24 protein-coding genes are annotated in these 24421 nt (G+C 64.4%); 10 read left to right on the forward strand and 14 right to left on the reverse strand.

From position 1 onward, the window contains the following. Nucleotides 1-306: 306 nt before the first annotated feature. Together BUC24_RS25505 and BUC24_RS25510 are read left to right on the forward strand one after the other, a co-directional pair. Nucleotides 307-807, forward strand: a complete 501-nt coding sequence (locus BUC24_RS25505; RefSeq protein WP_073223572.1) for a hypothetical protein — start codon at nt 307-309, stop codon at nt 805-807. A 39-nt stretch (nt 808-846) separates the two neighbouring features. Then, on the forward strand, nt 847-2229 hold the full coding sequence (locus tag BUC24_RS25510) for a sensor histidine kinase (RefSeq protein WP_073223432.1): 1383 nt from the start codon (nt 847-849) through the stop codon (nt 2227-2229). Nucleotide 2230: 1 nt separating this feature from the next. Here BUC24_RS25510 and BUC24_RS25515 read toward each other — a convergent pair whose 3' ends face one another. Beyond that, complete coding sequence (locus BUC24_RS25515) at nt 2231-3739, reverse strand: HD domain-containing phosphohydrolase (RefSeq protein WP_073223434.1); 1509 nt, start codon at nt 3737-3739, stop codon at nt 2231-2233. Between the two features lie 74 nt (nt 3740-3813). After that, a complete protein-coding gene (locus BUC24_RS25520) occupies nt 3814-4551 on the reverse strand; it encodes a DNA-formamidopyrimidine glycosylase family protein (RefSeq protein WP_073223436.1) in 738 nt (245 codons plus the stop codon). A 151-nt stretch (nt 4552-4702) separates the two neighbouring features. On the opposite strand from BUC24_RS25520, the gene BUC24_RS25525 reads away from it, so the two are divergent. Further along, nucleotides 4703-5194 carry a DUF3016 domain-containing protein gene (locus BUC24_RS25525; protein WP_073223438.1) on the forward strand — a complete coding sequence of 164 codons (492 nt, stop codon included), beginning with the start codon at nt 4703-4705 and terminating at the stop codon, nt 5192-5194. Nucleotides 5195-5335: 141 nt separating this feature from the next. On the opposite strand, the gene BUC24_RS25530 is transcribed toward BUC24_RS25525, so the two are convergent. The 5 genes from BUC24_RS25530 to BUC24_RS25550 form a co-directional block, all read right to left on the reverse strand. Then, a complete protein-coding gene (locus tag BUC24_RS25530) occupies nt 5336-5779 on the reverse strand; it encodes a thioesterase family protein (protein ID WP_073223440.1) in 444 nt (147 codons plus the stop codon). A gap of 22 nt (nt 5780-5801) precedes the next feature. Further along, entirely contained in the window at nt 5802-6995 is a 1194-nt protein-coding gene (locus BUC24_RS25535) for an MFS transporter (RefSeq protein ID WP_073223441.1), read from the reverse strand. A 26-nt stretch (nt 6996-7021) separates the two neighbouring features. Continuing rightward, nucleotides 7022-7336: a hypothetical protein gene (locus tag BUC24_RS25540; protein ID WP_073223443.1), complete on the reverse strand. Its 315-nt coding sequence runs from the start codon at nt 7334-7336 to the stop codon at nt 7022-7024. Then, nucleotides 7333-8091, reverse strand: a complete 759-nt coding sequence (locus BUC24_RS25545) for a hypothetical protein (protein WP_229448818.1) — start codon at nt 8089-8091, stop codon at nt 7333-7335. The genes BUC24_RS25540 and BUC24_RS25545 overlap by 4 nt, the downstream gene beginning before the upstream one ends. A gap of 64 nt (nt 8092-8155) precedes the next feature. Continuing rightward, the gene (locus BUC24_RS25550; RefSeq protein ID WP_073223445.1) at nt 8156-8692 is read right to left on the reverse strand and encodes a peptidoglycan L,D-endopeptidase MepK; all 537 of its coding nucleotides are present in this window, start codon (nt 8690-8692) and stop codon (nt 8156-8158) included. Nucleotides 8693-9000: 308 nt separating this feature from the next. Between BUC24_RS25550 and BUC24_RS25555 the strand changes: the two genes are divergently transcribed. The 3 genes from BUC24_RS25555 to BUC24_RS27055 all read left to right on the forward strand — a co-directional run bounded on the left by BUC24_RS25555 (nt 9001) and on the right by BUC24_RS27055 (nt 14952). Next, nucleotides 9001-9756, forward strand: coding sequence for an NF038120 family PEP-CTERM protein (locus BUC24_RS25555; RefSeq protein WP_073223447.1), 756 nt, complete (start codon nt 9001-9003; stop codon nt 9754-9756). Nucleotides 9757-9772: 16 nt separating this feature from the next. Beyond that, nucleotides 9773-12925, forward strand: a complete 3153-nt coding sequence (locus BUC24_RS25560; protein ID WP_073223449.1) for a S8 family peptidase — start codon at nt 9773-9775, stop codon at nt 12923-12925. Between the two features lie 1445 nt (nt 12926-14370). Further along, nucleotides 14371-14952 carry a hypothetical protein gene (locus BUC24_RS27055; RefSeq protein ID WP_178372624.1) on the forward strand — a complete coding sequence of 194 codons (582 nt, stop codon included), beginning with the start codon at nt 14371-14373 and terminating at the stop codon, nt 14950-14952. Between the two features lie 260 nt (nt 14953-15212). On the opposite strand, the gene BUC24_RS25570 is transcribed toward BUC24_RS27055, so the two are convergent. Together BUC24_RS25570 and BUC24_RS25575 are read right to left on the reverse strand one after the other, a co-directional pair. After that, nucleotides 15213-15713: a hypothetical protein gene (locus BUC24_RS25570; RefSeq protein WP_143167662.1), complete on the reverse strand. Its 501-nt coding sequence runs from the start codon at nt 15711-15713 to the stop codon at nt 15213-15215. 52 nt (nt 15714-15765) lie between these two features. Next, the gene (locus BUC24_RS25575) at nt 15766-16668 is read right to left on the reverse strand and encodes a LysR family transcriptional regulator (RefSeq protein WP_073223453.1); all 903 of its coding nucleotides are present in this window, start codon (nt 16666-16668) and stop codon (nt 15766-15768) included. Between the two features lie 71 nt (nt 16669-16739). On the opposite strand from BUC24_RS25575, the gene BUC24_RS25580 reads away from it, so the two are divergent. The 4 genes from BUC24_RS25580 (at nt 16740) to BUC24_RS25595 (ending at nt 19526) form a co-directional block, all read left to right on the forward strand. Then, nucleotides 16740-17420, forward strand: coding sequence for a glutathione S-transferase family protein (locus tag BUC24_RS25580; protein ID WP_229448819.1), 681 nt, complete (start codon nt 16740-16742; stop codon nt 17418-17420). Continuing rightward, complete coding sequence (locus tag BUC24_RS25585; protein WP_073223455.1) at nt 17417-18235, forward strand: pyridoxamine 5'-phosphate oxidase family protein; 819 nt, start codon at nt 17417-17419, stop codon at nt 18233-18235. Before BUC24_RS25580 ends, BUC24_RS25585 begins: the two co-directional genes overlap by 4 nt. A 139-nt stretch (nt 18236-18374) precedes the next feature. Then, complete coding sequence (folE, locus tag BUC24_RS25590) at nt 18375-19082, forward strand: GTP cyclohydrolase I (RefSeq protein WP_073223457.1); 708 nt, start codon at nt 18375-18377, stop codon at nt 19080-19082. Between the two features lie 18 nt (nt 19083-19100). Next, the gene (locus tag BUC24_RS25595) at nt 19101-19526 is read left to right on the forward strand and encodes a BLUF domain-containing protein (RefSeq protein WP_073223459.1); all 426 of its coding nucleotides are present in this window, start codon (nt 19101-19103) and stop codon (nt 19524-19526) included. A 101-nt stretch (nt 19527-19627) separates the two neighbouring features. On the opposite strand, the gene BUC24_RS25600 is transcribed toward BUC24_RS25595, so the two are convergent. The 5 genes from BUC24_RS25600 to BUC24_RS25620 form a co-directional block, all read right to left on the reverse strand. Continuing rightward, the gene (locus BUC24_RS25600) at nt 19628-20338 is read right to left on the reverse strand and encodes a carboxylesterase family protein (protein WP_083599163.1); all 711 of its coding nucleotides are present in this window, start codon (nt 20336-20338) and stop codon (nt 19628-19630) included. A gap of 64 nt (nt 20339-20402) precedes the next feature. Next, nucleotides 20403-20969: a hypothetical protein gene (locus BUC24_RS25605; protein WP_073223461.1), complete on the reverse strand. Its 567-nt coding sequence runs from the start codon at nt 20967-20969 to the stop codon at nt 20403-20405. Nucleotides 20970-20971: 2 nt separating this feature from the next. Next, the gene (locus BUC24_RS25610) at nt 20972-22687 is read right to left on the reverse strand and encodes an eCIS core domain-containing protein (RefSeq protein ID WP_073223463.1); all 1716 of its coding nucleotides are present in this window, start codon (nt 22685-22687) and stop codon (nt 20972-20974) included. A 196-nt stretch (nt 22688-22883) separates the two neighbouring features. Then, nucleotides 22884-24041, reverse strand: a complete 1158-nt coding sequence (locus BUC24_RS25615) for a TIGR04552 family protein (RefSeq protein ID WP_073223465.1) — start codon at nt 24039-24041, stop codon at nt 22884-22886. 18 nt (nt 24042-24059) lie between these two features. Continuing rightward, on the reverse strand, nt 24060-24359 hold the full coding sequence (locus BUC24_RS25620; protein WP_073223466.1) for a PsiF family protein: 300 nt from the start codon (nt 24357-24359) through the stop codon (nt 24060-24062). Between the last annotated feature and the right edge of the window lie 62 nt (nt 24360-24421).

Below are 24421 nucleotides of genomic sequence, written 5' to 3' on the forward strand. Positions count from 1 at the left end.
ATGGTCGGCGTCATCAAGTCCGGAACCAGATTCGATCCGCAGCTAGCGCTTGCAAAACTCTAGCTGACACAGTATCTGCGAAGGCGGGGACCCATTCCATGTCCCCGAAGTCGTTCAGCGTGCTATGGGTCCCCGCCTCCGCGAGGACGATGTGCAGGCTGAACTTGCTAACGGTCGCGAGGCGTCGCACCGCCGCCTACGCGAGGACGATGTGGGTTGCGTGCGCTGCGAAGGCAGCAGGCTGGTTAGAATTCGACTATCATTTACACCCTTTGGATTTTTCCGCCACTTCAAGTTACGACCATGATGATCGACCACGCTACAGACCACCCTGCCGACGACAGCGAACCCCTGGTGCAGGAGCCGCGCTTGTGGCAAGGCAATGGCTGGACGGCCAAAGTCATCAAGAACGAGGATGACGAGGGCTGGGCCGTGGCGATGATCAAGGATGGCGAGCCGGAGCCAGCCCTGGTGGGCCCCTGGACCATGGGGCGCGACAAGAAAAACCCGAAGCCGCTCGACACCAACGCCTTCCATACCCTGGTCAAGACCGCGTCCGAGGTATTGCGCCGGCACGAGCAGCAATTGCATGCAATGTTGCACAAGAGTACGGTCGTGACCGTGGGCGGGGCCGAAATCAAGGTCACGCTCGACATCGTGCCCGACGAAGATCATCCGTATGCCTTGCTGACGGCCATCGATGAATCGGGCGAAAAAATGGCGCAGGTGCGTACGGCGGCCAACTACAAGCTGACGCCCTCGGGCGCGGCAGACTGGGTTGAAAACGGCTTCCGCAAGCCCGCCTGACCTGCTAGTATTTCCCTAGTGCACCAGACTAGGGGAACCATGGAAAGCCGCCGACTTCAACGCCTCGAGGCTGTGCAGGCGATGCTGCTGCAAATTGGCCAGTTGTCGAACACCTGCAGCGACATTCATGCCTTCATTGGCGGCGTGCACCACGCACTGGGACGCATCATGTATGCGGCCAATTTTTACGTGGCGCTGTCGGACCGTAGCGATGGCAGCGTGCGCTTCGTGTATTTTGTCGACGAACTCGATCCGACCCCGGACCCGGAAGAACGCATCACGCTGGCCTCGCCCGAACAGTCGCCCACGGCCTGGGTCATCATGCACGCGCAGAACCTGGTAATGCGGCGCGCCGACCAGCAAGGGCGCGGCGCCCACTGGGGCCGCGGCAGCACGGCCGAACACTGGATCGGCTCCCCCTTGCTGGACCACCAGCACCAGGCGCTGGGGGCCATGGTGATTCAAAGTTACGATAGCGCGCACACCTTCAGCGACGAAGACGAAGCGCTATTCGCGCTGATTGCCAACCATGTTTCAAACGCGCTGCAAGGCTTGCAGAGTGTGGACCGGCTCGAGCGCGCCGTGCGCGAACGCACTGCCAGCCTGGAACACGAATCGGCGGAACGGGGGCGCGCGCTGGCAGCGCTGCAGCAAGCCCAGTCGGAACTGGTGCGGCAGGAAAAGCTGGCCTCACTGGGCCGCCTGGTGGCCGGGGTGGCGCACGAAATCAATACCCCGCTGGGCATCTGCGTGACCGCCACCAGCCATCTGGTGCAGGAGCTCAAACTCACGCGCGAGGACTTGGCGGCAGGCGCGCTGACCGAAGACGGCTTGCAGAGCTTTTTCGAGATCATCGACCAGTCGCTCAAGATCATGACTACCAATACCCAGCGCGCCGCCGCGCTGGTGCGCAGCTTCAAGCAGGTGGCGGTGGACCAGTCGTCGGATGCGATCCGCACGTTTGCCCTGAAACCGTATCTGGAAGAAGTGCTGCTGTCGCTGCAGCCCAAACTCAAGGGCCGCGCCGTCACCGTGGGTTTGACCTGCGACGCGGCGCTGCGGATGGACAGTTTTCCCGGCGCCCTGTCGCAGATCGTCACCAACCTGGTGATGAACACGCTGGTGCACGGCTTCGCGCCGGAGCAGGCAGGCAGCATCGTGATCACGGTGCGCGCTGACGACGACGAGGTGCTGTTTGATTACAGCGACGATGGCGCCGGCATGGACCAGGCCACGCTGGCGCAGCTGTTCGATCCATTTTTCACCACCCGGCGCGGGCAGGGCGGCAGCGGCCTGGGGGCGCACATTGTCTACAACCTGGTGACCGGCCCGCTGGGTGGCAGCGTGAAGGTGGACAGCGCCCCGGGGCAGGGCTTGCAGTACCAGCTGCGCTTTCCGCGCAGCCGCCGTCCGCTGAAGTGAATCAGTCGGGCCAGCGCCGGTTGATCTCCACCGCGCGGTCGATGTGGGCAATCAGCAGGTCCACGTATTGCGGGTCGAGGTGGGCGCCGGCCACGTCGCGCAGGTGGTCGAGCACGCGTTCGATGGGCCAGGCTTCCTTGTAGCAGCGCTTGTGGCACAGGGCGTCGAACACGTCGGCCACGGCCACGATGCGCGCATAGCGGTGAATGGCCTCGCCCTTGAGGCCCTGCGGGTAACCGCTGCCATCGTATTTTTCGTGGTGCTGGTGGGCGATGACGGCAGCAGCCTTCAGGATGGGCCGCTGCGAGCCATCCAGAATCGACAAGCCCACTTCGGGGTGCTGCTGCATGATGGCCCATTCTTCGGGCGTGAGCTTGCCCGGCTTGAGCAGCACCGCGTCGGGCGTGGCGATCTTGCCGATGTCGTGCATGGGGGCGGCGTGCATCAGCACCGCTGTTTCGTCTTCCGGCAGACCCGATACTTCGGCCAGCAGGTGGCAGATCTGGGACATGCGGCGCACGTGGTTGCCCGCTTCGCTGGAACGGGACTCGACCACATCACCCAGGCGCAAAATCAGCTCGGCCTGGGTATCGGTGATTTCCTGGGTCAGCAAAATATTGTCGAAGGCGATGGCCACGCCCGAGCAGAACACTTCCAGCAGCTGGGCATCAATGTCGGAAATCTCTTCCACGCCCTTGAGCACCAGCAGCGAGGCTTTGCCGCTGCTGTTGGGGAAGTAGCCCACGTAGGTGTCGCCATGCAGGCGCGAGATGCGGTTGCTGCGCGCTTCGTCGAGCTGGGCCAGCAGGTCCGGACCGACCACGTTGGCGCCGATGTCGCCAATCTGGGCCAGCACTTCGTACTCGGTTTCACCGCTGACCAGGCTGGCGCCGGAAACGCGCAGCAGCATGCTTTGCTCCAGGCGCAGCAGGGCCACCACTTGCTGCAGCAAGCCGCTGGCAAAATCCTTCAGATTGCGTTGCTGGAAGATGTGGGCAGAGGCGGCGATGACGCGCTCCAGGCCTTCCCGGTAACTCATTTGCACGCGCCGCGCCTGTTCGACCTGCATGATGTCGCGGTAGGCGCGCAGGGCAGCGAAGGTGGTGGTAAACAGCTTGGTGCGATCGAGTTCGGTCTTTTCTTTGTAGTCGTTGATGTCGTAATTGACGATCACCCGCTCTTCGGGCGCCTGGCCGGGCTGGCCGGTGCGCAGCACGATGCGGGTGAACTGGTTGTTCAAGTCTTCGCGCATCCAGCGTGCCACTTCCAGGCCGCTGTCTTCCGCTTCCATGACCACGTCCAGGAACACCAGCGCAATGTCGCTTTCGGACGCCAGGATGTGCTTGGCTTCCTGGCCGCTGTAGGCATGCAGGAAAGTCAGGGCGCGGCCATCGAGCCGGAAGCGGTTCAGGGTGAGTTTGGTGATGTCGTGGATGTCGGGCTCGTCATCGACCAGCAAGACTTTCCAGGGGGCGAGTTTGGGCGCAGACGCGGCAGCGAGAAAAGTCATGGAAAGGATTCCGGTAGAGGGTCGAATCGATTGTAGTACGGCCCTCTGTTATTGACAACAAGCAAGACGACCTGTCATGCATACCTTTTCTGGCAGCGTTCGCAATAAAAGCTGCGCCGGCGCGACTGGCCCAGGTGGCCCTTTTTGAAGGGGATGTGGCAGCGCGGGCAGGTGGACTTGGTGTGGGCCAGCCAGTGCTGCTTGAGGACGAACTGTTTTTTCCATTCCAGGAAATCGAAGCTGTACTGACGCGCCTGTTCGACCAGTTGGCGCAGCTTGGGTGCGGGCAGGTCGCCAATGCGGGCCAGCGGGTGCAGGCGGATGCGGAACAGCACTTCATTCTTGATGATGTTGCCCACGCCGGCAAAAATGTCCTGGTCGAGCAAGGCGTCGCAGGCCAGCAGATCGGGCGCGGCGCGCAGCTTTTTGCGCGCCAGGGCCGGATCCCAGTCCGGTGACATGACGTCGCCGCGCCAGTCGTAGGCGCCGTCCAGATCCGCGTCGATCTGGCGCACCGAGCAGGCGTAGAAATTGAGTTCGCTACCGTCGGTGCATTGCAGAGACAGGCGCGGGGCGCTGGCTTTGCGCTCGTCAATACGATAGCTGCCAAACAGCATGAAGTGGATGCGCAGGGCGGTGTTCGGCAAGGCAATCAGAAATTGCTTGCCGAAGCTGCGCACGGCTTTGATTTTGGCGCCTTCCAGGCTGGGCAGGTCGAGGGTGCGCGTGTTGCCTTCCGCGCGGGCGATGGTCTTGCCCTTGAAGCGCGCCGCTTCCTCGCGCAGGATGACAATGGATGGGCCTTCCGGCATGGTATTCCTCCTTGCTATCCATTTTGTCGGGGAATGTTCTACGGCTGTGTGCGCAGCCTAACAATTCGATACAAACTGGGGACAATGCGGCTCTGGCAGGGCGCGCAAAAGGGCGTATATTGGTTTATAACCTGTACGAAAGGAAGCAATCATGAGGAACTTGATCCGGCCTGCGGCCCTGGCCGCACTGGGATGGATGGCACTGGCCAGCAGCGCGGCGCTGGCCAATCCCGCCACGGTCACCTATGCCGAACCTGACCAATTTACCGACGTGCCGCGCTCGGCCTGGGATCGGGAGCGCATTCTTAAGCAGTTGAGCGGGCATTTCGATGCGCTGGCGGCCAGGTTGCCGGCCGGGCAGACGCTCAGTGTGGAGGTGCTGGACCTGGATCTGGCGGGACGGACGTTTCCTGGGGCGATGCGCAATCCCGATCTGCGTGTGATGGGCACGGGGGCTGACTGGCCGCATATGCGCTTGCGGTATGCGGTCAAGGAGGGTGACAAGGTGATCAAGAGTGGCGAGGATACGCTGAGCAGCATGAGTTATCTGGAGCGGATTAATCGCTATGACAAGGGCGATAGTTTGCGGTATGAGAAGGCGATGCTTGATGAGTGGTTCAAGAGCAAGATCGTAGTGGGCTGATCTGCCGCTACATCCTCCTCGCGAAGGCGCTGGCGCATGCGCCAGCCCTATTCCACGCTGAACGACTTCGGTAGCGTGGTATGGGTCCCCGCCTTCGCGAGGACGATGTAGGGGCGCTTTTACTTTGCGGGTGCTTTGCCTTTAATCAATCCAGTTGGCGCGCGGGAATTTGGCGCGGAATTCTTCGGGCATGACGACCACTTCGCTGGTCTTGTAGTTGTAGAACACGAAGCCGGATTTGGCCATGGCAATCAGGGTCTTGTCCTTGGGCCGGGTGATGCGGAAGGTGATGTCGCCGCCGTATTTGTTGAAATCCATGACGCCCACTTCGAACAGCAACTGGTCGCGCGCGTGCGCTTCGCTGCGGTAGGTGGTGGCCAGGTCGGTGACGATGATGCCGGTGCCGTCGCGTTCGCTCTCGCGCACGCCAAATTCATACAGGAAGCGGGCGCGCGCTTCCGAAATCATGGAAATCATGGAATCGTTGCCCAGATGGTTGGCGCCGTTGATGTCGGTCACGCGCACCGTCAGCGGGGTGGTGTAGTAGAACTGCTCTTCGGGGAAGTCGAGGTGGAGGCGGGCCATGGTGGTCTCGTTTGGTCTCGTGTTAGAGGGGGAAAACGCGCGCGGCAGGCCGCACCGCGCGCACGAAAAAGGCGTAGGACGCCAGGGCGATGAGCAGCAGCATGCCAAACAGCAGGGCCGCGCCAGCGTGGTGATCGATGACGGCAGCGAGCACCAGCGGGCCGGCCGCCTTGGCCAGCAGCGAGGGGGCCGCCAGCGCGCCGGCAATGGCACCGTAGTTGCGCGCGCCGAACAGGCTTTGCGGGACGATGCCGCGCACGATGGTGAGAATGCCGTTGGACAGGCCGTACAGGACGCAGAACAGGGCCACGGCCGTTTGCTGGCGCCCGCATACAAGCAGGGCCAGCAAGGCGGCAGGCAGGGCCGCGAAGCACAGCTTGCCGATGGTGGCCGGCGCCAGGCGCTGGCCCAGTGCCATTTCGCCCAGGCGCCCCGTCACCTGCATGGGGCCGATCAGGGCAGCCAGCAGGACCACGCTCGCCATGGGGTGGCCCAAGCCGTGCAGGATGGGAATCAGGTGCACGGACAGGCCGGAAAAAATGAAGCTGTTGCAGGCAAAGGCGGCCGCCAGGGTCCAGAAGGCGGGGTGGCGCAGGGCTTGCCGCAAGCTCAGGTCGCTGTCAACGCGGGCGCGCTGCGGCTGGGGCCCGGGCGCCGGGCCGTCCAGCAGCACATGCAGGGGCAGGCACAGCAGCAGCTGCAGCAGGGCGTAGTACCAGAAGGTGGTGCGCCAGCCGGCGTTGCTGTTCAAGGCCAGGGTCAGTGGCCAGAACACGGTGCTGGCAAAGCCGCCAAACAAGGTCAGGGTGGAGATGGGGCGGCGCGCCAACGCACCGAACGCATGGATCAGACTGGCGAAAGCCGCTTCATACAGTACCCCGGCCATGGCCACGCCCAGCACGGTCCAGGCCAGCGCATAGCTGAGGGCGTCGTGCGCGCGGCTGAGCAGGATAAAGCCGAGGCCGCACAGCAGCGAGCCGGCAGCCATCACGTAGCGCCCGCCAAAGCGGTCAATCAGCATGCCGGCCGGGGTGCTGGCCAGGCCGGCCACCAGCAGACACCACGAAAAGGCGCCAAAGGTCCAGGCCGACGAGAGGCCCAGGTCGCGCTCGATGTCGCGCGCCACGATGGCGAAGGCGTAGTACAGCGTGCCCCAGGAAACGATCTGGGTGACGGCGAGGATGGCGATCGGTTTGACGGTGCGGTGGTGTTCCATGGATCCGCGCATTGTACCGCCGCGCGCTAGGGCTGGGCGGGGGACGGTTCGCGCAGGCGCGTCTTGCGCACCACGCCCTCGGGGCCGAACAGGATCACGAATTCGGCGGCCTGACCGTGCGGGCGGGCCAGTTGATAGGCCCAGACCTGGTAGCCGCTGTCGAATTGCTGGACCTGGGCCGGACCAAGGGCGGCCTGCACGGACGCGACGCTGCTGTGGCCAGGCAGCACGGCGGCAGCCACGCGGGCCGGGTCCAGCGCGGGCTGGGTCGGGGCGATGCTGGCGCAGCCGCCCAGCCAGGCCAGGGTGCACAGCGCGGCGTGGCGGGCCTGGCTCCTCATGGGGTGTCCATGAAGTCAAAGCTGAGCAGGGTGTCGTCGGGCCAGCTGCGGTCCCACAAGGGCGCGTAGTAACTGCGATCGAGCAAGACCTGGCAGTCGCAGAAGGGCAGGCTGGCGCGGGTCTGGGTGCCGCCTGCGTACAGCATGGCCAGGGGCAAGGTGGCGCTGCGCGCGCCATGCTGCAGGGTCACGCCAAACACGGGGCGGTCGGCAAAGAACAGATAGTTGCCGTCAGGCTGGCTGCAGACCGCGTCCGGGTCGCTCAGCCAATCGGCCAGCCAGCCGAACAAGGGCGCGCTGTTGGAGACCAGGCCGGCCGTCATGCCGACCAAACATTCCAGGCGCAGGTCGCCCAGGCGGCGGGTGCCGGGCGGCAGGCCGGGCGTGGCGACCCAGGCGCGCCAGGTCAGGCTGCTGGTCTTGCGGTTGGCGAGCACGGCGGCGTCTTCGCGTGCAGCCAGCGCATCGCGCGGCAACGCGAAACTGCCGTCGGGGGCCAAGGCGATGGGGAGCGACACGGTGTCACCGGCCACGCGCAGGGTGAGGTCGGCCAGCCGCAGGCCGGGCGCACGGGGCAGCAGGCGAAAGCGCAGCGTGGCAGCGGGCGCCAATGCCTGGTCGCGCGCGAAGCGGTCCATTCCCTGCAGCATTTTTCGATAGGATTTGTCGACCGGATCGCGCGTGCTGGCGACCTGGACCGATGGCAGCGCCTCGGCCGCCATGGCCAGGCTGGGCAGGAACGCCCAGCTCGCCATAAAAAGTAGCTGTATGGCAATAAAATTTCGCATATGTCTTGGCGAAATCGTATTGCCTGCTGGCTTACCAGTGGCGCGGGCGGCCCGTGTCGAGGTGGACAAATTGCGAGTCGGGGTAATAGCCGACGCCGCCACCGTTGGCCTTGAGGGCGGCCTTGTGCAGGGCAGCCAGGTCGCGCCCGGGCATCCGGATGTCGATGGCCTTGCCTTCGAGGTGCATGCTGTGCTTGGCGACGCCGCCACTGGCTGCGGCCAGTTTGGCATTGCTTTCCGGCGAGCGGTAGCCGGAAATGACGTGCAGCACGTCGGTCCCGCCAAAGCGGGCACTGACGCGGTCCAGCAGGAGCAGCAATTCGGGGTCCATGCTGGCCACCGTGTTGTTGCGGTGGTCGCGCAGCAGCTTGTTGATGTCGGCCAGGGCTTCGGGAATGAATTCGCCTTCGGCCCAGAACACGCTCTTGATGCTTTCGCCCGTGTGGGTGTTGTACAGACGCAAGACGCGTTCGTGCGGCGCGGCAGCGGCAGCGCGCGCCACGGCAGGCACGGACAGGGCGGTGGCCAGCACGGCCGAAGTCTTGAGGAAGGAGCGGCGACGGTTCATGGTGCAATCCTAGCGCGTATTTCTTGAGTACCCATGATACCGCTGTCTCGCCTTGGGCGCATTAAATTGCGTGTAGGAATGCTTGCTGCATGACAGGCCAAAGCGGAAGAATCTCACCTATTGTTGCAAATTTGTGACGGCTCGGAAAGAGCTTTTCCATAGTGCAAACGAAATTTGGTTTGGTGACTTTGATGAAAATACAAAGATTCCACGTTAATTTAAAGCATATTTAAATTAATTCTTTTGCTATAGTCTTTGACACTTGTTTTTATCGTAGTAAGTCCACAGAGGGTAGCACAATGAAAATAATGAACCAGAGACTCAAGCCGCGCCTTGGCGCAACCATGTTTGGATTGATCGCGTCGCTTGGCTGCGCCGCACCGGTGTTGGCAGACACCATCAATTTCACCCCTCTCGCACCGGCCGTGTACGAGAGCGGGACGGCCATCAGCCAGGCCGGCTACAACATGCTGTTCGTGGAAAGCCCTGCGGGTGCGGCCGCAAATGTGGTCAGCGGCGTCGGCTCCGTGCTCGACGGCAACGATCCCTTCAGCTGCGACATCATTGGCTGCCCGGCCGGCGCCAACGGCAATTACCTGGCCATTCTCAATGATGGCGGCGTGCAATTTACCCATCCTGGTTCCCTCAATGGCTTTGCCCTCAGCGGCTTGAATTTCTCCTTCATTTCGCCGGTGCCAGTCGGCCCGGGCGATTACGGTCAACTGGTGCTGACCGGCACCAACTGGTTCGGTCAGACTGTCTCGACCAGCCTGGCCTTCCCTGGCCAGAACAACAATGGCCAGTTCCAGTTTGGCGCAGCCGCCCTGGACGCGGCCTTCCGCGGCAACGTGTTCACCAGCCTGACCATCAGTGCCTGCATCTACGACGTCAACAATGTCTGCAGCAATTCGGTGGACAGCCCGGCATTCAACCAGGCCCAGTTCGCCATTGATGATGTGGTTCTCAACGCCGTGCCGGAACCGGCCTCCTTCCTGCTGGCCGGCCTCGGTCTGGCAGCGCTGGGTGTGTCGCGCCGTCGTGCTGCCCGTTCCACTTCCCTCTGATCCAAGGACTGCATTCATGAATCTTCGCCCTATCTCCGCAGCCGTCGTGCTGCTGCTGTCCTCGCTGGCCGTCAGCGCCCAGGCGCAGGAAGCGCGCCGTTCCTACATCGTCCAGCTGGCCGACAAGCCGGTGGCCACCTACACCGGCGGCACCGCCGGTCTGGCCGCGACCAAGCCGGCTGAAGGCACCCGCCTCAATGTTGAGGCAGCCGATGTCCAGAACTACATCCAGTACCTGGAAACCAAGCAGGCCAGCGTGGCTGCCACCGTGCCAGCGTCGCAAATCACGCACGAATACAAAGTGGTCTTCAACGGCTTTGCTGCCTTGCTGACGGACGATGAAGTGCGCGCACTGAAGAAAAACAGTGCCGTGGCCAACATCACTGCTGACTCGGTGATGCAGCTCGACACCAACTACACGCCGACCTTCCTGGGTCTGGACGCGCCAGGCGGCCTGTGGCAGCAGCTGGGCGGCCAGGCCGGCGCCGGCGAAGATATCGTGATCGGTATCGTCGACAGCGGCATCTGGCCAGAAAACCCCAGCTTTGCCGACCGGGTCGACAACAATGGCAACGCCAGCCACAGCGGCAGCACCGTGGTGTACGGCGCCCCGCCAGCAAGCTGGAAGGGCAGCTGCGTGAGCGGCGAAGGCTTCACCGTCGCCAACTGCAACAACAAACTGATTGGCGCGCGCTACTTCAAGGCCGCCTCGCAAACCTTGCACTGGACCGAATTCCTGTCGGCCCGTGATTCGGTGGCAGGCGCCGAAGGCAGCGGCGGCCACGGCACCCACACCGCCAGCACGGCGGGCGGCAATGCCAACGTGATCGTCAACAACAATGGTCTGGTCTTGGGCAAAGTGTCGGGCATGGCACCGCGCGCCCGCGTGGCCGCCTACAAAGTGTGCTGGACCGACGGCGTGACAGGCAAGAACGGTTGCGCCACTGCCAACAGCGTGGCGGCCATCGAACAGGCGGTCAAAGACGGCGTGAACGTGATCAACTTCTCGATCGGCCCGAATGCTGGCGGCGGCTCGTTCAGCGAAGCGACCGAAGTGGCCTTCCTGGGCGCGGCCAGCGCCGGTGTGTTCGTTGCCGCTTCGGCAGGCAATGGCGGTCCGACCTCGACCAACGTCACCCCGACGGCCCACATCAGCCCATGGCTGACCTCGGTCGGCAACTCGACCCACAACCGTCTGTTCGTCGGTGACGCCGTCCTGGGCAGCGGCACCACCATGACCGGTGCGTCGTCGAACGCGCAGACCGGCTACGCCACCCTGATCCGCTCGCGCGATGCCGGCTTTGACGGTGTGCCAGTGACCGACAACCTGCTGCGCTGCTTCGGTTCGGCCGATGCCGTCGCTGCTTTGCTTGACCCGGCCAAAGTCGCTGGCAAGATCCTGGTGTGCGACCGCGGTGCCAACGTGCTGGTCAACAAGACGGCAAATGCCAAGGCGGCTGGCGCAGCAGGCGTGATCATTGCCAACGTCACGGGCGGCGCTGACACCATCATCAACCAGGCGCACTCGATCTCCACCGTGCACCTGAAAGCGGTCGATGGCAATGCACTCAAGGCCTACATGGATGCCAACGTCGGCACCGCCACTGCGTCGCTGGGCAACCTGCGCGGCGTGGTCGATCCTACCGTGCAGGCGCCGCAAATGGCGGGCGGTTCTTCGCGCGGCCCGAACGTTGCCAACAACAACATCATGAAGCCGGACGTGGCAGCCCCTGGCACCGACATCCTGGCCGGTGTGACGGCTGACCTCACGCGCGACGAGCGCAATGCGGTTGCCGGCGGCGCTGCGGCACCGACCAACTGGGCGTTCTACTCGGGCACCTCGATGGCCAGCCCGCACATTGCCGGTATCGCTGCACTGCTCAAGCAGAAGTATCCAAGCTGGACCCCGGCGATGATCAAGTCGGCCCTGATGACCACGGCCAGCATGACCAAACCGGACGGCCAGAATGGCGCGGTTGCCTGGGACGCGACTGCGCGCACCACCGGCACCTTGCCTTGGGGCCAGGGTTCGGGCCAGGTAACGCCAAGCGCGGCGTCCAATCCAGGCCTGGTGTATGACGCCAGCGAAATCGATTACGCACGCTTCCTGTGCGGCATCAACGCCGGTGTGTATTCGGCCGCCACCTGCAGCGCAGTGGGCACGATTCCAGCATACAACCTGAATCTGGCTTCGCTGACCGCAGCCAATGTACTCGGTTCGCTGACGCTGACCCGTACCGTGACCAACGTGGGCGCCACCAGCTCGACCTACAACGCCACGGCGGCGGTGCCAGGTTACACGGTTGACGTGCAGCCAGCCAGCCTGACGCTGGCGCCAGGCCAGAAAGCCACGTTCAAGGTCAAGCTGACCCGCACGACGGCACCGCTCGATACCTGGGTCTACGGCAGTCTGACCTGGTCTGATGGCGTGCACAATGTGCGCAGCCCGCTGACGGCGCGCGGTTCGGCCCTGTCGGCACCGGCAAGCGTGGCAGCGGAAGCGGCCACGGGTAGCAAGGTATTCACCATTGGTACCGGTTTTGCTGGTGCCCTGAGCGCGGTGAAATCCGGCCTGCTGCCTGCAGCGCAGGAAACCCGCACCGTTGGTGCAGCGGGCACCAACAGCACGGTCTACACCGCGGCTTGCCGTGCTGGTGGCGGCGCTGGTGTGAACGTGCACGCAGTGACGATCCCAGCCGGTACGCTGGCGGCGCGCTTCTCGCTGTTCGATGAAGACACTGCAGGTGGTGCGGACTCGGATCTGGACTTGATCGTGGTGACGCCATCGAACACCCTGGCAACCAGTGGCAACGGTGGCTCCAATGAACGCGTCCAGCTGGTCAACCCGGCACCGGGCGAATACAAGGTGTGCGTGATTGGCTATGAACCAGTGGGTGGTTCGGCTGAGTACAAGCTGTCGTCGTGGGTGCTGGCGCCTAACGTGATCAGCGGCGGCTTCAAGGCTACCTTGCCTGGTCTGGCCTATATGGGCGGTACCGGCACCGTGAGCGTGGGCTGGTCGGGCTTGGCTGCCGGCAAGCGTCACCTTGGCGCGCTGCAGTATGTGGTGGGCGGCGCCGTTCAGGGCACGACCGTGGTTGAAGTCAACACCAACGACCCGCTGCCGCAGTTTGACACGGGCCGTTCGGCACAGGCACTGGCTTACTAAGCAGCACAGTGTGAGTGGAGAAAGCGCCCTGCGGGGCGCTTTTTTTTTGGACGGACTGGCCAGCGAGGACGTAGTGGGCGGCGGCGAAGTCGCAAGCGCAATGCACGGCGATCGCGGCGGTTGACTGCTGTGTTCGGGTTGCTGATTGTACTGGAGGGAATTGCATGGTGCCGTCAGTATCGCGTTCGTGCTCGCAAGGCGCTGCCAAGGTGTCGTTCAGGTTAGCGGGGGGCAGTATCGCGTTTCTGCTCGCATGGTGCTGCCACTGTCTCTTTCAGGCTGGCGGGCGTCAGTATCTCGTTTGTGCTCGCAGGGCCCTGCCACGGTCTGGTTCAGGCTGGCGGGGCGGCAGTATTTCGTTCGTGCGCGCAGGGCGCTGCCGCGGTCTCGTTCAGGCTGGTGAGGCGTCAGTATCTCGTTCGAGCCGGAAGGCGTTGCCACTGTCTCGTTGATGCTCGCAGGGCGGCAGTATCTCGTTTGTGCTCGCAGGGCCCTGCCACGGTCTGGTTCAGGCTGGCGGGGCGGCAGTATCTTGTTCGTGCGCAGGGCGCTGCCGCGGTCTCGTTCAGGCTGGTGAGGCGTCAGTGTCTGGTTCGTGCTGGAAGGCGTTGCCACTGTCTCGTTGATGCTCGCAGGGCGTCAGTATCTCGTCAAGCTCGCCTGGCGCTGTATCGCGTTCAACCCCGCGCGGCATCGTCACTACCTCGTTCATCCCTGCCCGGCGTTGTCACTGTCTTGTTCATGCTCGCACGGCGTCCACTATCTCGATGATGCTCGCACGGCATCGTCACTCTCTTGGTCATCCTCGGCCCGCGTCTTCACTGTCTCGTTTATCCTCGGCCGGCGGCTTCACTGTCTCGTTCATGCTCGGCCGGCGTCGTCACTATCTCGTTCATGCTCGCACGGCGTCGTCACTATCTCGTTAATGCTCGCGCGGCGTCGTCACTATCTCGTTGGTGCTCGCACGGCAGTTTTGACTGGCTTGTTTATGCTCGCGCGGCGGCTGAAAGGCTTGCTCGGCACCGAACCGTGGCGCTAAACGAGTGTCCAACAAGGGAGCGCCTGATAGCAAGCTAACCACCGGAGACGAGCATGTTCGAGACTATGCGCCTGCGCCTCAGACCTACCACCCGCGCAGCCTTGCTGCGATTGCTCACCGCGCGCGAAGATCGGCGCGACCTTGATACGGTTGTCGACGAGATCTTGCTTGGATGGCTAGAACAAGTTGCGATTACCGATCCGCAGGCCACGCAGGCGGCGGCGCGCGGCTATCAATGGAGAAGTTTGTTTCTTCCCGAAGGAACATGTGTTCGATTTGAGTATAAACGCCGTACCTATCATGCCCACGTTCGCGGAGACCGGCTGCTGTATCAAGACCAGGCCTATTCGCCCCGTCAGCTCCTTCTGCATGTGACAGGCACGGTGCGAAATGCCTGGCGCGAACTGTGGCTGCGCAGTCCGGGAGACGCACGCTGGCACCTCGCCAATACGCGGCGCCACATTCTGCGACGCACGCCTCAGGGGCGCCATCCGCGCGGTATCGATACCCCCGACAACAATGCCGCCTTCGCGCAGCAAGCCCAGTCAGACCGGGCGCCGTCATCCACATCTGCGGCGTCTTCCAGGGCGGTGTCGCCAGCGCGCCAAATGAACACGACGATGGCGCCGCCACCCGCTGCGTCGCCCACCAATGCATTTCAATCCGGTCCGTCGCGGCAGGAACCTGGCGCGCGCCCAGCGGTGAGGAAGCCGGCAGCGCAACATCCCGCCTGGCGTGCAGAATCCTGGCCTCCGGCTGTGCCACCCCCAGCATCGCCTTCTTTGCCAGCATCAACGTCAGCAACGTCAGCATCAACGTCAGCATCAACGTCAGCAACAGCGTCAGCATCTACGTCGGCGCCCACATCCGCATCAACATCAACGCCGACACCAACATCATCGCCACCGGCCATGGCTGCCCGACTTTTCGGATTGGGGCCCCATCGCGGCAAAATCGCCACGTTGCGCGCTTTTCTGTATCGGGATGATCTTGTTCGAGACGACCAGCCTGACCTGTCGTGCCGAACTGGTGGCGCAGGCCCGGTGGGCGCAGGACGCTCGGGTCCAAGCGACCGGCGCTATTCCAGCTATCTGGCCAACCTGATGGCAGCGCGTTGCGCGCACGCGCTGTTATCCGGCTGAGGCAGCCAGTTCAAGAAGCGCACGCAGTGCGGCGTGCGCCGTCATCAGCCCCCGAAAAGTCAGTTGCTTAACCGAGGCCGAGGCTGGTTTGTTTTAGCGCGACCGCTTAGCGGGCCAGATTGGGGCCGCCCGCTGGCACGCAGCGGCCAGCGTTGCAGCTGGCGCCCGGATCGACCACCACCGAACATGTCGACATCATGCCGGACTTGGCATTCTTGTTCTTGCGTTCGGCGCTGTAGTCGGCCGCCAGGCGCGCTACTTTGGCAGCGTCGCCGGTTTTGGTCGAGTAGGCGAGATAACTTTCCGGGCCGCCGCAAGCCTTGTGGCCAACGGCGATTGTTTTGCATTGCGCCGAGGTGTCGCAAGCAGCCGCGCCAATTTCAGCCTCCAGCTGCTGCAGCAGTCCTGCAGCAGCAGGGGCAGCTGCGCTGGCCGCGCCTGGCGCTGCCGGTGCCGGCGTTGCCACGGCAACGACTGGCGCTGGCGTTGTTGCAGCCGCTGGTGCGGCGGGCGCTGAACCGGGCACGCCGCTGCAAGCGGCACTGGCGGTGGCGAGGAAGGCGGCGCCCAACAGACGCAGCAGAGTAGGGGAGAGGGTCGTTTTCATACCCTAATCATCGCCGAGACTTGCGCTGTTGGCAAGCGGCACACCCATCGATTCAAGGTTCGCGCGCAATTACGTCGAGCCCACCCAGCCGCGCCGCCAGAAAATCGAAGCAGGCGCGCACCCGCGGCGCCATATGGCGCGCACTCGGTACCAGCAATTGCACCGGCAGGGGCGCGGGCTCGTAGCTGCGCAGCAGGCGCACCAGGGCGCCTGTCTCCAGTTGCTCAGCCACCTGGTAAGACAGCGGCCGTCCGATCCCGCGCCCGGCCAGCAGTGCCATTAGAATCGCATCGATTTCGTTGACTGACAGGCGCGGCGTCAGGCGCACCACCACTTCCCTGGCGCCGTCGCGAAAACGCCACTCGGGCTGGGGCGCCAGCCCGGCATTGAAGATCACGTCGTGCCGCTCCAGCGCCGCCGGCGTGAGCGGTTCGCCGTGCGCCGCCAGATACGCCGGACTGGCGACCAGCACCCGCCGCACTTCGCCCACCTGGCGCGCCACCATGCTGGTATCGCCCAGGGTGCCGATGCGCACGGCCAGGTCGATGCCGTGCTCGATCAAATCGATGTTACGGTCGTTGAACACCAGTTCCACCTGCAGCTCCGGATGCTGGTCGAGAAAATCAATGATGGCTGGCGTCACGTGCCGCCGTCCGAACACGTGCGGCGCGGTGATGCGCAGCATGCCGCGCAGCGACGCACCTTCTTCTTCGCGCAGCGCCGCCTCGTAGTCGGCCAGCACACGGCGCGCCATCTCGGCCAGACGCATGCCGGCCTGGGTCGGTGCCAGCTTGCGCGTGGTGCGTTCCACCAGCCGCAGTCCCACCCGTTCTTCCAGTGCCGCCAGGGCCCGCGTCACGGCCGGCGCGGAACGCCGCAGCTTGCGTGCCGCGCCGTTCAGGCTGCCTGCATCAAGAATCGCCGTAAAAATATGCAGTTCATCGAGGCGGTCCATGCATTCTTCCAGAAATTGAAATAATGATTTGCAGATTACCATTATTTACGCCGCCAGGTGGAAGCGATAGCATGGGGTTTTCCGCTTCCGAGGCCCACATCATGCGCACGCCCGCTCCCCTGATCCTGCATGGCACCAAGTTGTCTGGCCATACCCATCGCGTTGAACTGCTGTTGCGCATGCTTGCCTTGCCGTTCGAGTTCGTCAACGCCCCCGCCGATGTCCGCGCCAGCGCCGCCTTCCGCATCCTCAACCCACTGGGTCAGATCCCGCTGCTGCAGGATGGCGCTGTCACGGTCGCTGACAGCAATGCAATCCTGGTCTACCTGGCCAAGCGCTACGCGCCAGGGAGCAACTGGCTGCCGGACGATGCCGCCGGCGCCGCCGCGGTGCAGCGCTGGCTGTCAGTGGCTGCCGGCGAAGTGCGCTTCGGCCCCGCCCTGGCGCGCGCGGCAACGCTGTGGCAGGCGCCAGGCGACCGCGCCCAGGCCAGTGCCTTGTCCACCCGTTTGCTCACCTTTATGGAAGCCCATCTGGCCGCGCGCGACTTCCTCGCCGCCCCGCACGCCACCATCGCCGACCTGGCCTGCTACAGCTATCTGGCCCATGCCCCCGAAGGCGGCGTCGCCATCGCCCCTTACCCGGCCCTGCAAGCCTGGCTGGCCCGGGTCGCAGCGCTGCCCGGCTTTGTCGCCATGCCCGCTTCGCCGCTGCCTGCTGCGCCGCTGCCTGCTTCGGCGCGACCATCATGAGCAGCTTCCACCCTGGCGAACTGCGGGCCCAGCACCTGGCCGGCGTGGTCGGCAACGGTGCCGGCATCCGCGCCTTCATGCCCGAGCAGCACCGCCTGTTCTTCGAAGCCCAGGCCTGCATGTTCGTGGCCACCATCGACGCCAACGGCCAGCCGCGCGCCCAGGTCCTGCACGGCAGTCCCGGCTTCGTCCACACGCCCGACGATGTCAGCCTGACCATCGCCACCGAGGCGCGCTTCACGCCTGGCAGCCCGATCGGCCTGCTGGGACTGGATTTTTCCAACCGCCGCCGCAACCGCGCCAACGGCGTGGTGCGCAGCAGCGTGCCGGGGCAGCTGGTGCTTGACCTGCGTGAAAGCTTCGGCAATTGCCCGCGCTATATCAGCCTGCGGGACCTCCACCTGGCCGCACCTGCGCCCGGACCGGTCACGCACTTCGCCGGGCTTGACCCGGCCGCGGCCGCGCTGGTCGCGCAGGCCGACACCTTCTTCATCGCCACCAGCGGTGGCGTACACGGTGTCGATATCTCGCACCGCGGCGGCGCACCCGGCTTCGTGCGTATTGACGGCACCAGCCTGCAGGTGCCCGATTACGCCGGCAACCGCTTCTTCAATACCCTTGGCAACCTGGTGCTCGATGCGCGCGCGGCGCTGCTGTTCCTCGATTTTGCCCGCGGCGATGTGCTGGAACTGCAGGGCAGCGTCTCGATATCCTGGCAACAGGACGGCGCCGCCCAGGTCCGCAGCTGGCGCTTCGACTGCCGCGCCGGCACCCTGGCGCGCGCGGCCCTGCCGCTGCGCTGGACCGATCGTTGAGGCTGCCAAACAAGGAGGCAATTGCTTCAGTATAATTGCGGCAAGCTGCCCGCCGCTTTTGCGCTACCATGAAAAGCCTGTGCAGCACGCCGATGGCCGTCCCGCCGTCCGCGCACACTCTTTTTGATGGGCTTTTAGCATGCCAACAGATTTGACCTCGACGCTGATTCCCGTCAGCGTGCCCGTTTCGCAGCGTATCCGCGAGCGTTTGGTAAACACCAAAACGCGCTTCCACGCCAACGACAATATCGCCAGCTTCATCGAGCCAGGCGAACTCGATGCCCTGCTCGATGAAGTCAGTGCCAAGCTGCAGGGCGTGCTGGAAAGCCTGGTCATCGATACCGCCAATGACCACAACACCCAGGACACCGGCCGGCGCGTGGCCAAGATGTTCATCAACGAAGTCTTTGGCGGGCGCTATGTCCCCATGCCGCCGGTGACGGAATTTCCCAACGCCTCGCACTTGAACGAGCTGATGATCGTCGGCCCCATCACCGTGCGCAGCGCCTGTTCGCACCATCTGTGCCCGGTGATCGGCAAGGTCTGGATCGGGGTCATGCCGAACGAGCACTCGGCCCTGATCGGCCTGTCCAAGTACGCCCGCATCGCCCAGTGGATCATGGGCCGCCCCCAGATCCAGGAAGAAGCCGTGGTCCAGCTGGCCGACGTGCTGCAGGAGAAAATGCAGCCGGACGGCCTGGCCGTGGTGATGGAAGCGGACCACTTCTGCATGCAGTGGCGCGGCGTCAAGGACATGGATGCGAAAATGATCAACAGTGTGATGCACGGCTCCTTCCTCAAGGACCCGAACCTGCGCCGCGAATTCCTGTCTTTGATTAAACGCTAGACCAACCGGAAGATCACCATGCTCGTCAGACTCCTGTACGCCAGCCGCGCCGTGGGCGACACCCAGAACGCGGTCATCCACGACATCATGCAGCAGTCGCATGCGCACAACCCGCACAACGGCATCACCGGCATCCTGTGCTACAGCGACAAGGTGTACATGCAGGTGCTCGAAGGCGGACGCGCCGCCATCAACGGCCTGTACGCCAAGATCCTGCGCGATGCGCGCCACACCGACGTGGTGCTGCTGCACTACGAAGAAATCTCCGAGCGCCGCTACGCCTGCTGGACCATGGGCCAGGCCAACCTGGCCAAGCTCAATGCCTCGACCCTGCTGCGCTTTTGCGAAGTCCCCGAAATCAACCCGCACGCCATGTCAGGCAAACACTCGCTGGCACTGATCGACGAACTAATGGCATCGGCCACCGTGGTGGGCCGCGCCTAACCCCCCCCCATCGTCCTCGCGAAGGCGGGGACCCATACCACGTCACCGAAGTTGTTCAGCGTGCTATAGGTCCCCGCCTCCGCGAGGACGATGTGGGGGCATCAGCGCCGCTGCTTGAGAAACCACTCAAACAACCCCGCCTTGTCATACGCATGCACCCAGGCATCAACATGCCCGCCCTCGGGCAGCACGGTATACTGCACATTGCCCCCCGCAGCCTTGAGCGCAGCCACCATGCGCGCCGACTCCTCCTCCGGCACAGCCTCATCTTTCTGCCCGTGGAAAACCCAGGTCGGCAGCGCGCGCAAACTACCCACCGTGCGCACGATGCCGCCGCCGCAGATCGGCGCCAGCGCCGCAAAATACTGCGGATAGCGCGCCGCCAGATCCCAGGCGCCGTAGCCGCCCAGCGACAAGCCGGTCAGATACACGCGGTCGCGGTCGACCTGGTACTTTTTAAGCACGTCATCGAGCAAGTGCTTCAGCGCCAGCGCGTCCCACGATTCGCCTTCGGGCAGCTGCGGCGCAATCACGATGAACGGGAAGTCCGGATCCTTGTCGGCGATCGCCGGCGGACCCCATGCCTTGACCTTGTCCAGATCGCTGCCCCGTTCCCCGGAACCGTGCAGGAACAGAATCAACGGCGATGCCGGACCGCGGCGCGAATACGATGTGGGCAAAAAGGCCAGATAGCGCAACTGTGAACGGAAGGTCGAGGTCAGCGCTTGCGCGCGCGTGCGGGCAGCGGCCGGCAGTGCCAGCGCCACGCCGAGGGCCAGGCCCGTCAGGGCCAGCAGGGAGCGTCGTTGCATGATGGTGGTCGAAAGAGGAAGACGGTCGATACTACCATGCACGGCCGGCACCGGCGCCGCCCCGCTAGGGCAAGTGCGCCAGCAGCGCAGGCACGCCGCCCGGCGGCAGCGGGGCATTGAGCGCGGCGGTCGCCACGCCCAGGTTGGACAACACCATCTTCAGATTCGAATGCAGGGACCAGAAGGGCGCGCCCACATTGCTGCCCGCGCTGTAGCGCGGCCCTTCTGCCACCAGCGCATCCCAGTGGCGCAGGCAAGCGTCCAGCAAGGCCTGGCGCCGGTGCTCGGGGTAAGCCCAGACCAGATTGGTTTGCGCCAGCAGGCCAACCAGGCTCCAGGGCGCTTCCAGCGACTGTGCCCAGACCGCGTCCACCACCGCCTGCGTGAGCCGGCCTTTCGCCAGCGCGTCCTGAATGGCCATGTGCAGGGCAAATGCATGGAAATGGGGCGCGCCCCCCAGCAGCGGGCTGGGGCCGTGCAGCACGATCAGACCGGGATGGTCGGCGCTGTCAATGCGCGCGCCGGCCGTGACCGCGTCCCAGCTGTCGCCGCGCGCCAGCGCCGTGACCCGTTTGCGGCAGGCCGCCAGCACGTCCTTGTAAATGCCGTACTCAAAGTCGGGAAATTGCATGCTCAGATCCCCACTGGCGACAGCAGGATCATCATGATGATCAGACACATCATCCCGACCGTCATGGTGGTGGCCACCATCACGGCCTGCTGCTGCGGGGTGAGCGGCGCCAGCTGGAAGCGCCGTTCGCGCACGGGCTCGCCCTCAGGCACCGGCACCGGTACCAGTTGCTGGCGCCGGTACTGATAGGTAATCACCCCTGGTTCAATGGCTTCGAACAGATAAATGCCGCCGGGCGCGGGCACTGCGCCAAAGGTGCCCGGTTCGCCGATCGGGCCCAGCGTGACAGGCACGCCGGCCGTGGCCATCAGGCCGGCATACATGCGTGCCTCGGCCCGGCCCGCGCTTTGCAGCGTGGTCGGCTTGATTTCATACAGGTGGCGCCGGCTTGGCGCCAGGTTCAGGATATCGGGCTTGAGGGCCAGGCTGGCCGCGCTCAGCGCGCCCGGATTGGCCGCAATGCCCAGCGCGCTCGCTTGCGACAAGATGGAGGACAAGGGAATGAAATTGGTAAACACCGGGTCGCCCGGATGCGCGCCCACGTAATTGGCGGCAATGCCGATGTGCGCCTGGTTGCCGATGTAATACGGGATCGGCTGGCGCCCGGGCGGCGCCCATGGTCCAGGCGCGACCGGCCCGCTGATTCCGCCCGCCACGGCCGGCGACAAGCCGCCCGCGCTCGCGCCCGCGGCCGCCATGGCCATGGCCCCGGCCATCATGGCGGCCAGGCCTTCGCGGGTGGCGTCGCTGATATGGCGCGCGACGGTGGCAAAGTCCAGCATGGCTTGCTGCTGGTCGCTCGGCAGACTCTGGGCCTGGCCGCCGAAAGCATCGAGCTCGCTCTGGCTGATGCCGGCCGCGTCAGTATGGGCCAGCCGCACCAGGGTGATGGCCGCGCTGATGCGCGCCACGTCCACGCCGGCCTGGGGCGGGCGGCTGATGAGCACCTCCAGCATGGACTGGGCTGCCAGGTCGTTGAGCACGCGCAGCATGTCCTGCATCGACAGGCCGTTCAGCAAACGGTAGGCGGCATCGTAGTCACCGACCCCGGCCACCGGATCGGGCCGGTTGAGGGCGGCGACCACCTGCTCGGTGATGGACGCGGGCGCGCCAGCGTCTTGCATGTCGATCCGCAGCGCACCCTGGCCTTGCTGAATCACATGGCTCAACTCGTGCGCAAGCAGTTGCTTGCCGCTGGCCGTGTGCGGCGCATACCGGCCGGCGCCAAACACGACATCGCGGCCCACGGTGTAGGCGGCGGCGCCCATGGCCTGCGCCGAACGCGCAGCCAGCGCGCTGGTATGCACCCGCACGTGGCCAAAGTCGTGCCCGAAACGCGCTTCGAAGAATTGCCGGCTGGCCTGGTCCAGCGGATGATGGGTGTGGCGCAGCGCTTGGTGTACCAGCGGCGGGGCTGCCGCAGCGGCGCTGTCGCGTCCGGCACCGGGCTGGCGCTGCAGGACGCCGTCGGTTTGCCCCGGGTCTGCCATGCGCAGGACGTGTGCGGCAGCCTGGTCGGCCTCCCGTTCGGCAGCATCATGGCTGGGACGACGCGACAAGGCAGGCGCAATCGGATGCACGGGCAGGCGGGCAAAATCGTGCCAGCCAGGCGCCGCTGGCGCGGGGCGCAAGCGTGCCGGCGCGGCGTGCTGCTGCGGGCTGTGCGCGGCGCCCGCCTTGCCCTTGGCGCTCTGGGGTTTCTCGGCAAAGGTGTGCATGATCCATCTCCCTGGCTGGGCCCGAAGCCCGTAAAGAGGCGCACGCATGCGCACGATAAATGCAAATCAAATGGATGCTGACGGCTAGCGCCGCCTTGAAGCGGCAGGCAAGAATGGTTGAATCATAACGGTTAACCGGGGCTGTCGATCACCGCGCGCGACATTTTTTTGTGGCCGCGCAGAGTGTTTCCGAGGTTTAATTTTCTGCCTGGCCCTGGGCCGCGATCCAGTCGCTCAGCTCGCGCCCCAGCACGCGCAGCCGGGCCGTCTCGACCTGGCGCTGTTTGTAGGCAGCGTGGCTGGCCGGTCCGGCCAGGGTCAGCTCGTGGCTGGCGCGGTCCATCAGCTGGATCTCGTACTCGAAAAAGAAATCGACATCCGGTTCCCCGGCCTGGCCCGGCACCGGCGCCATCCCGTGCAGATGGATCATCTTGCGCAGCGTGACCTGCAGGCTGGAAAAGCCGCTGCCGCTGTGTGGATTGTCACTGCGCGTCTGCGGCTGCGACAGGGCCAGCAATTCACGGTCCATGGTGTCGAACAGGGCCGCCGGGTAGGGGCCGGCACGGTCAATCAGGCTGCGGTAGCGGATGAAGACCTGCTTGGCCGCGTCCAGGTCCAGCAGGGTATTGCGGGTGCGCTGGGGATCGACATTGGTCACCGACAGCAAATGGGCGCGCTGCAGCGCGTGCAGCGCCAGCAGGCATTCAAAGCGGGTGGCAAACACCAGGCGCACGCCCAGGTGGTCGTAAATGTCAGCCGCCAGATAGGCTGCCTTTTGCAGCAGCTTGAGCAAAATGCTGTTGCGCCCCTTGTGGCTCTTCTTATCGTAATGCAGCAGCGGCAGGCGCACCTCGCCGTCGTGCAGGTAGAACTGTTCGCCCTCCTGGTGGATTACTTCATCGAGACCGGCAAACACTTGCGCCCGAATGGCATTGAAGTGGCGCAGTTTGAGGTCGCTGTCGATGTAAAAAATCCCGTGCATGACCTTCAGGATGGCGCACGACCACATGCGCTGCACATCGCCGCTGCCGGCGCGCTGGGACGCGTACACCAGCAGCTGGAGCGGGTCGCTCGCTGCGCGGACTTCAAGTGGAATCAGATGTGCCTGGCCGGGCGCCAGGAAGTGGGCGGTGATGAAGTCGACCGCCTCGCGGTGGCCGCGCAGCAGGCGCGCGCAGGTGGCGCTCTGGTCCAGGTCGAAGCCATATTCGCGCGCGAACTGGCGCGCGTCATGCAGATTGCGCAGCGCCAGCGCGGACAGGTCGATGGCTGACATGCCGCTGGTGATGGCATGCAGGTAGCCCCAGTTGAGCGAGAACTTGTGCTTGCCCTTGCGCGCCGTCGGCTCGGCCATGGAGCGCCGCGCCCTGCCTTATTTCGCCGACAGGCAAGTCTTCATGAAGGCCTTGCGCTCGTCGCCTTTTTTGCCGCTGGCGTCGGCATTGCAGGTCTTCATTTTTTCCTGCTGCGGCGTCATTTTCTTTTCCGGTTTGGCCGACAGACAGGTCTTCATGAAGGCCTTGCGCTCGTCGCCCTTCATTTCCTTGGCGTCGGCGTTGCAGGTGACCATCTTGCTTTGCTGGGCCGACTTGGGCGCCGGCGCCGCCTCGGGCGCGGCCCATGCTGCACTGCACAGTGTGAAAGCGGCAACCAGGGCAAATACGTTTTTCATGGCAGGATCCTAGGTGAGATGAAATGGATGTGCAACGCTTTTACTATACGGCAGCGCAGCCT

It is taken from the genome of Massilia sp. CF038, from assembly GCF_900129765.1.
Taxonomy (GTDB): Bacteria; Pseudomonadota; Gammaproteobacteria; order Burkholderiales; family Burkholderiaceae_D; genus Telluria_A.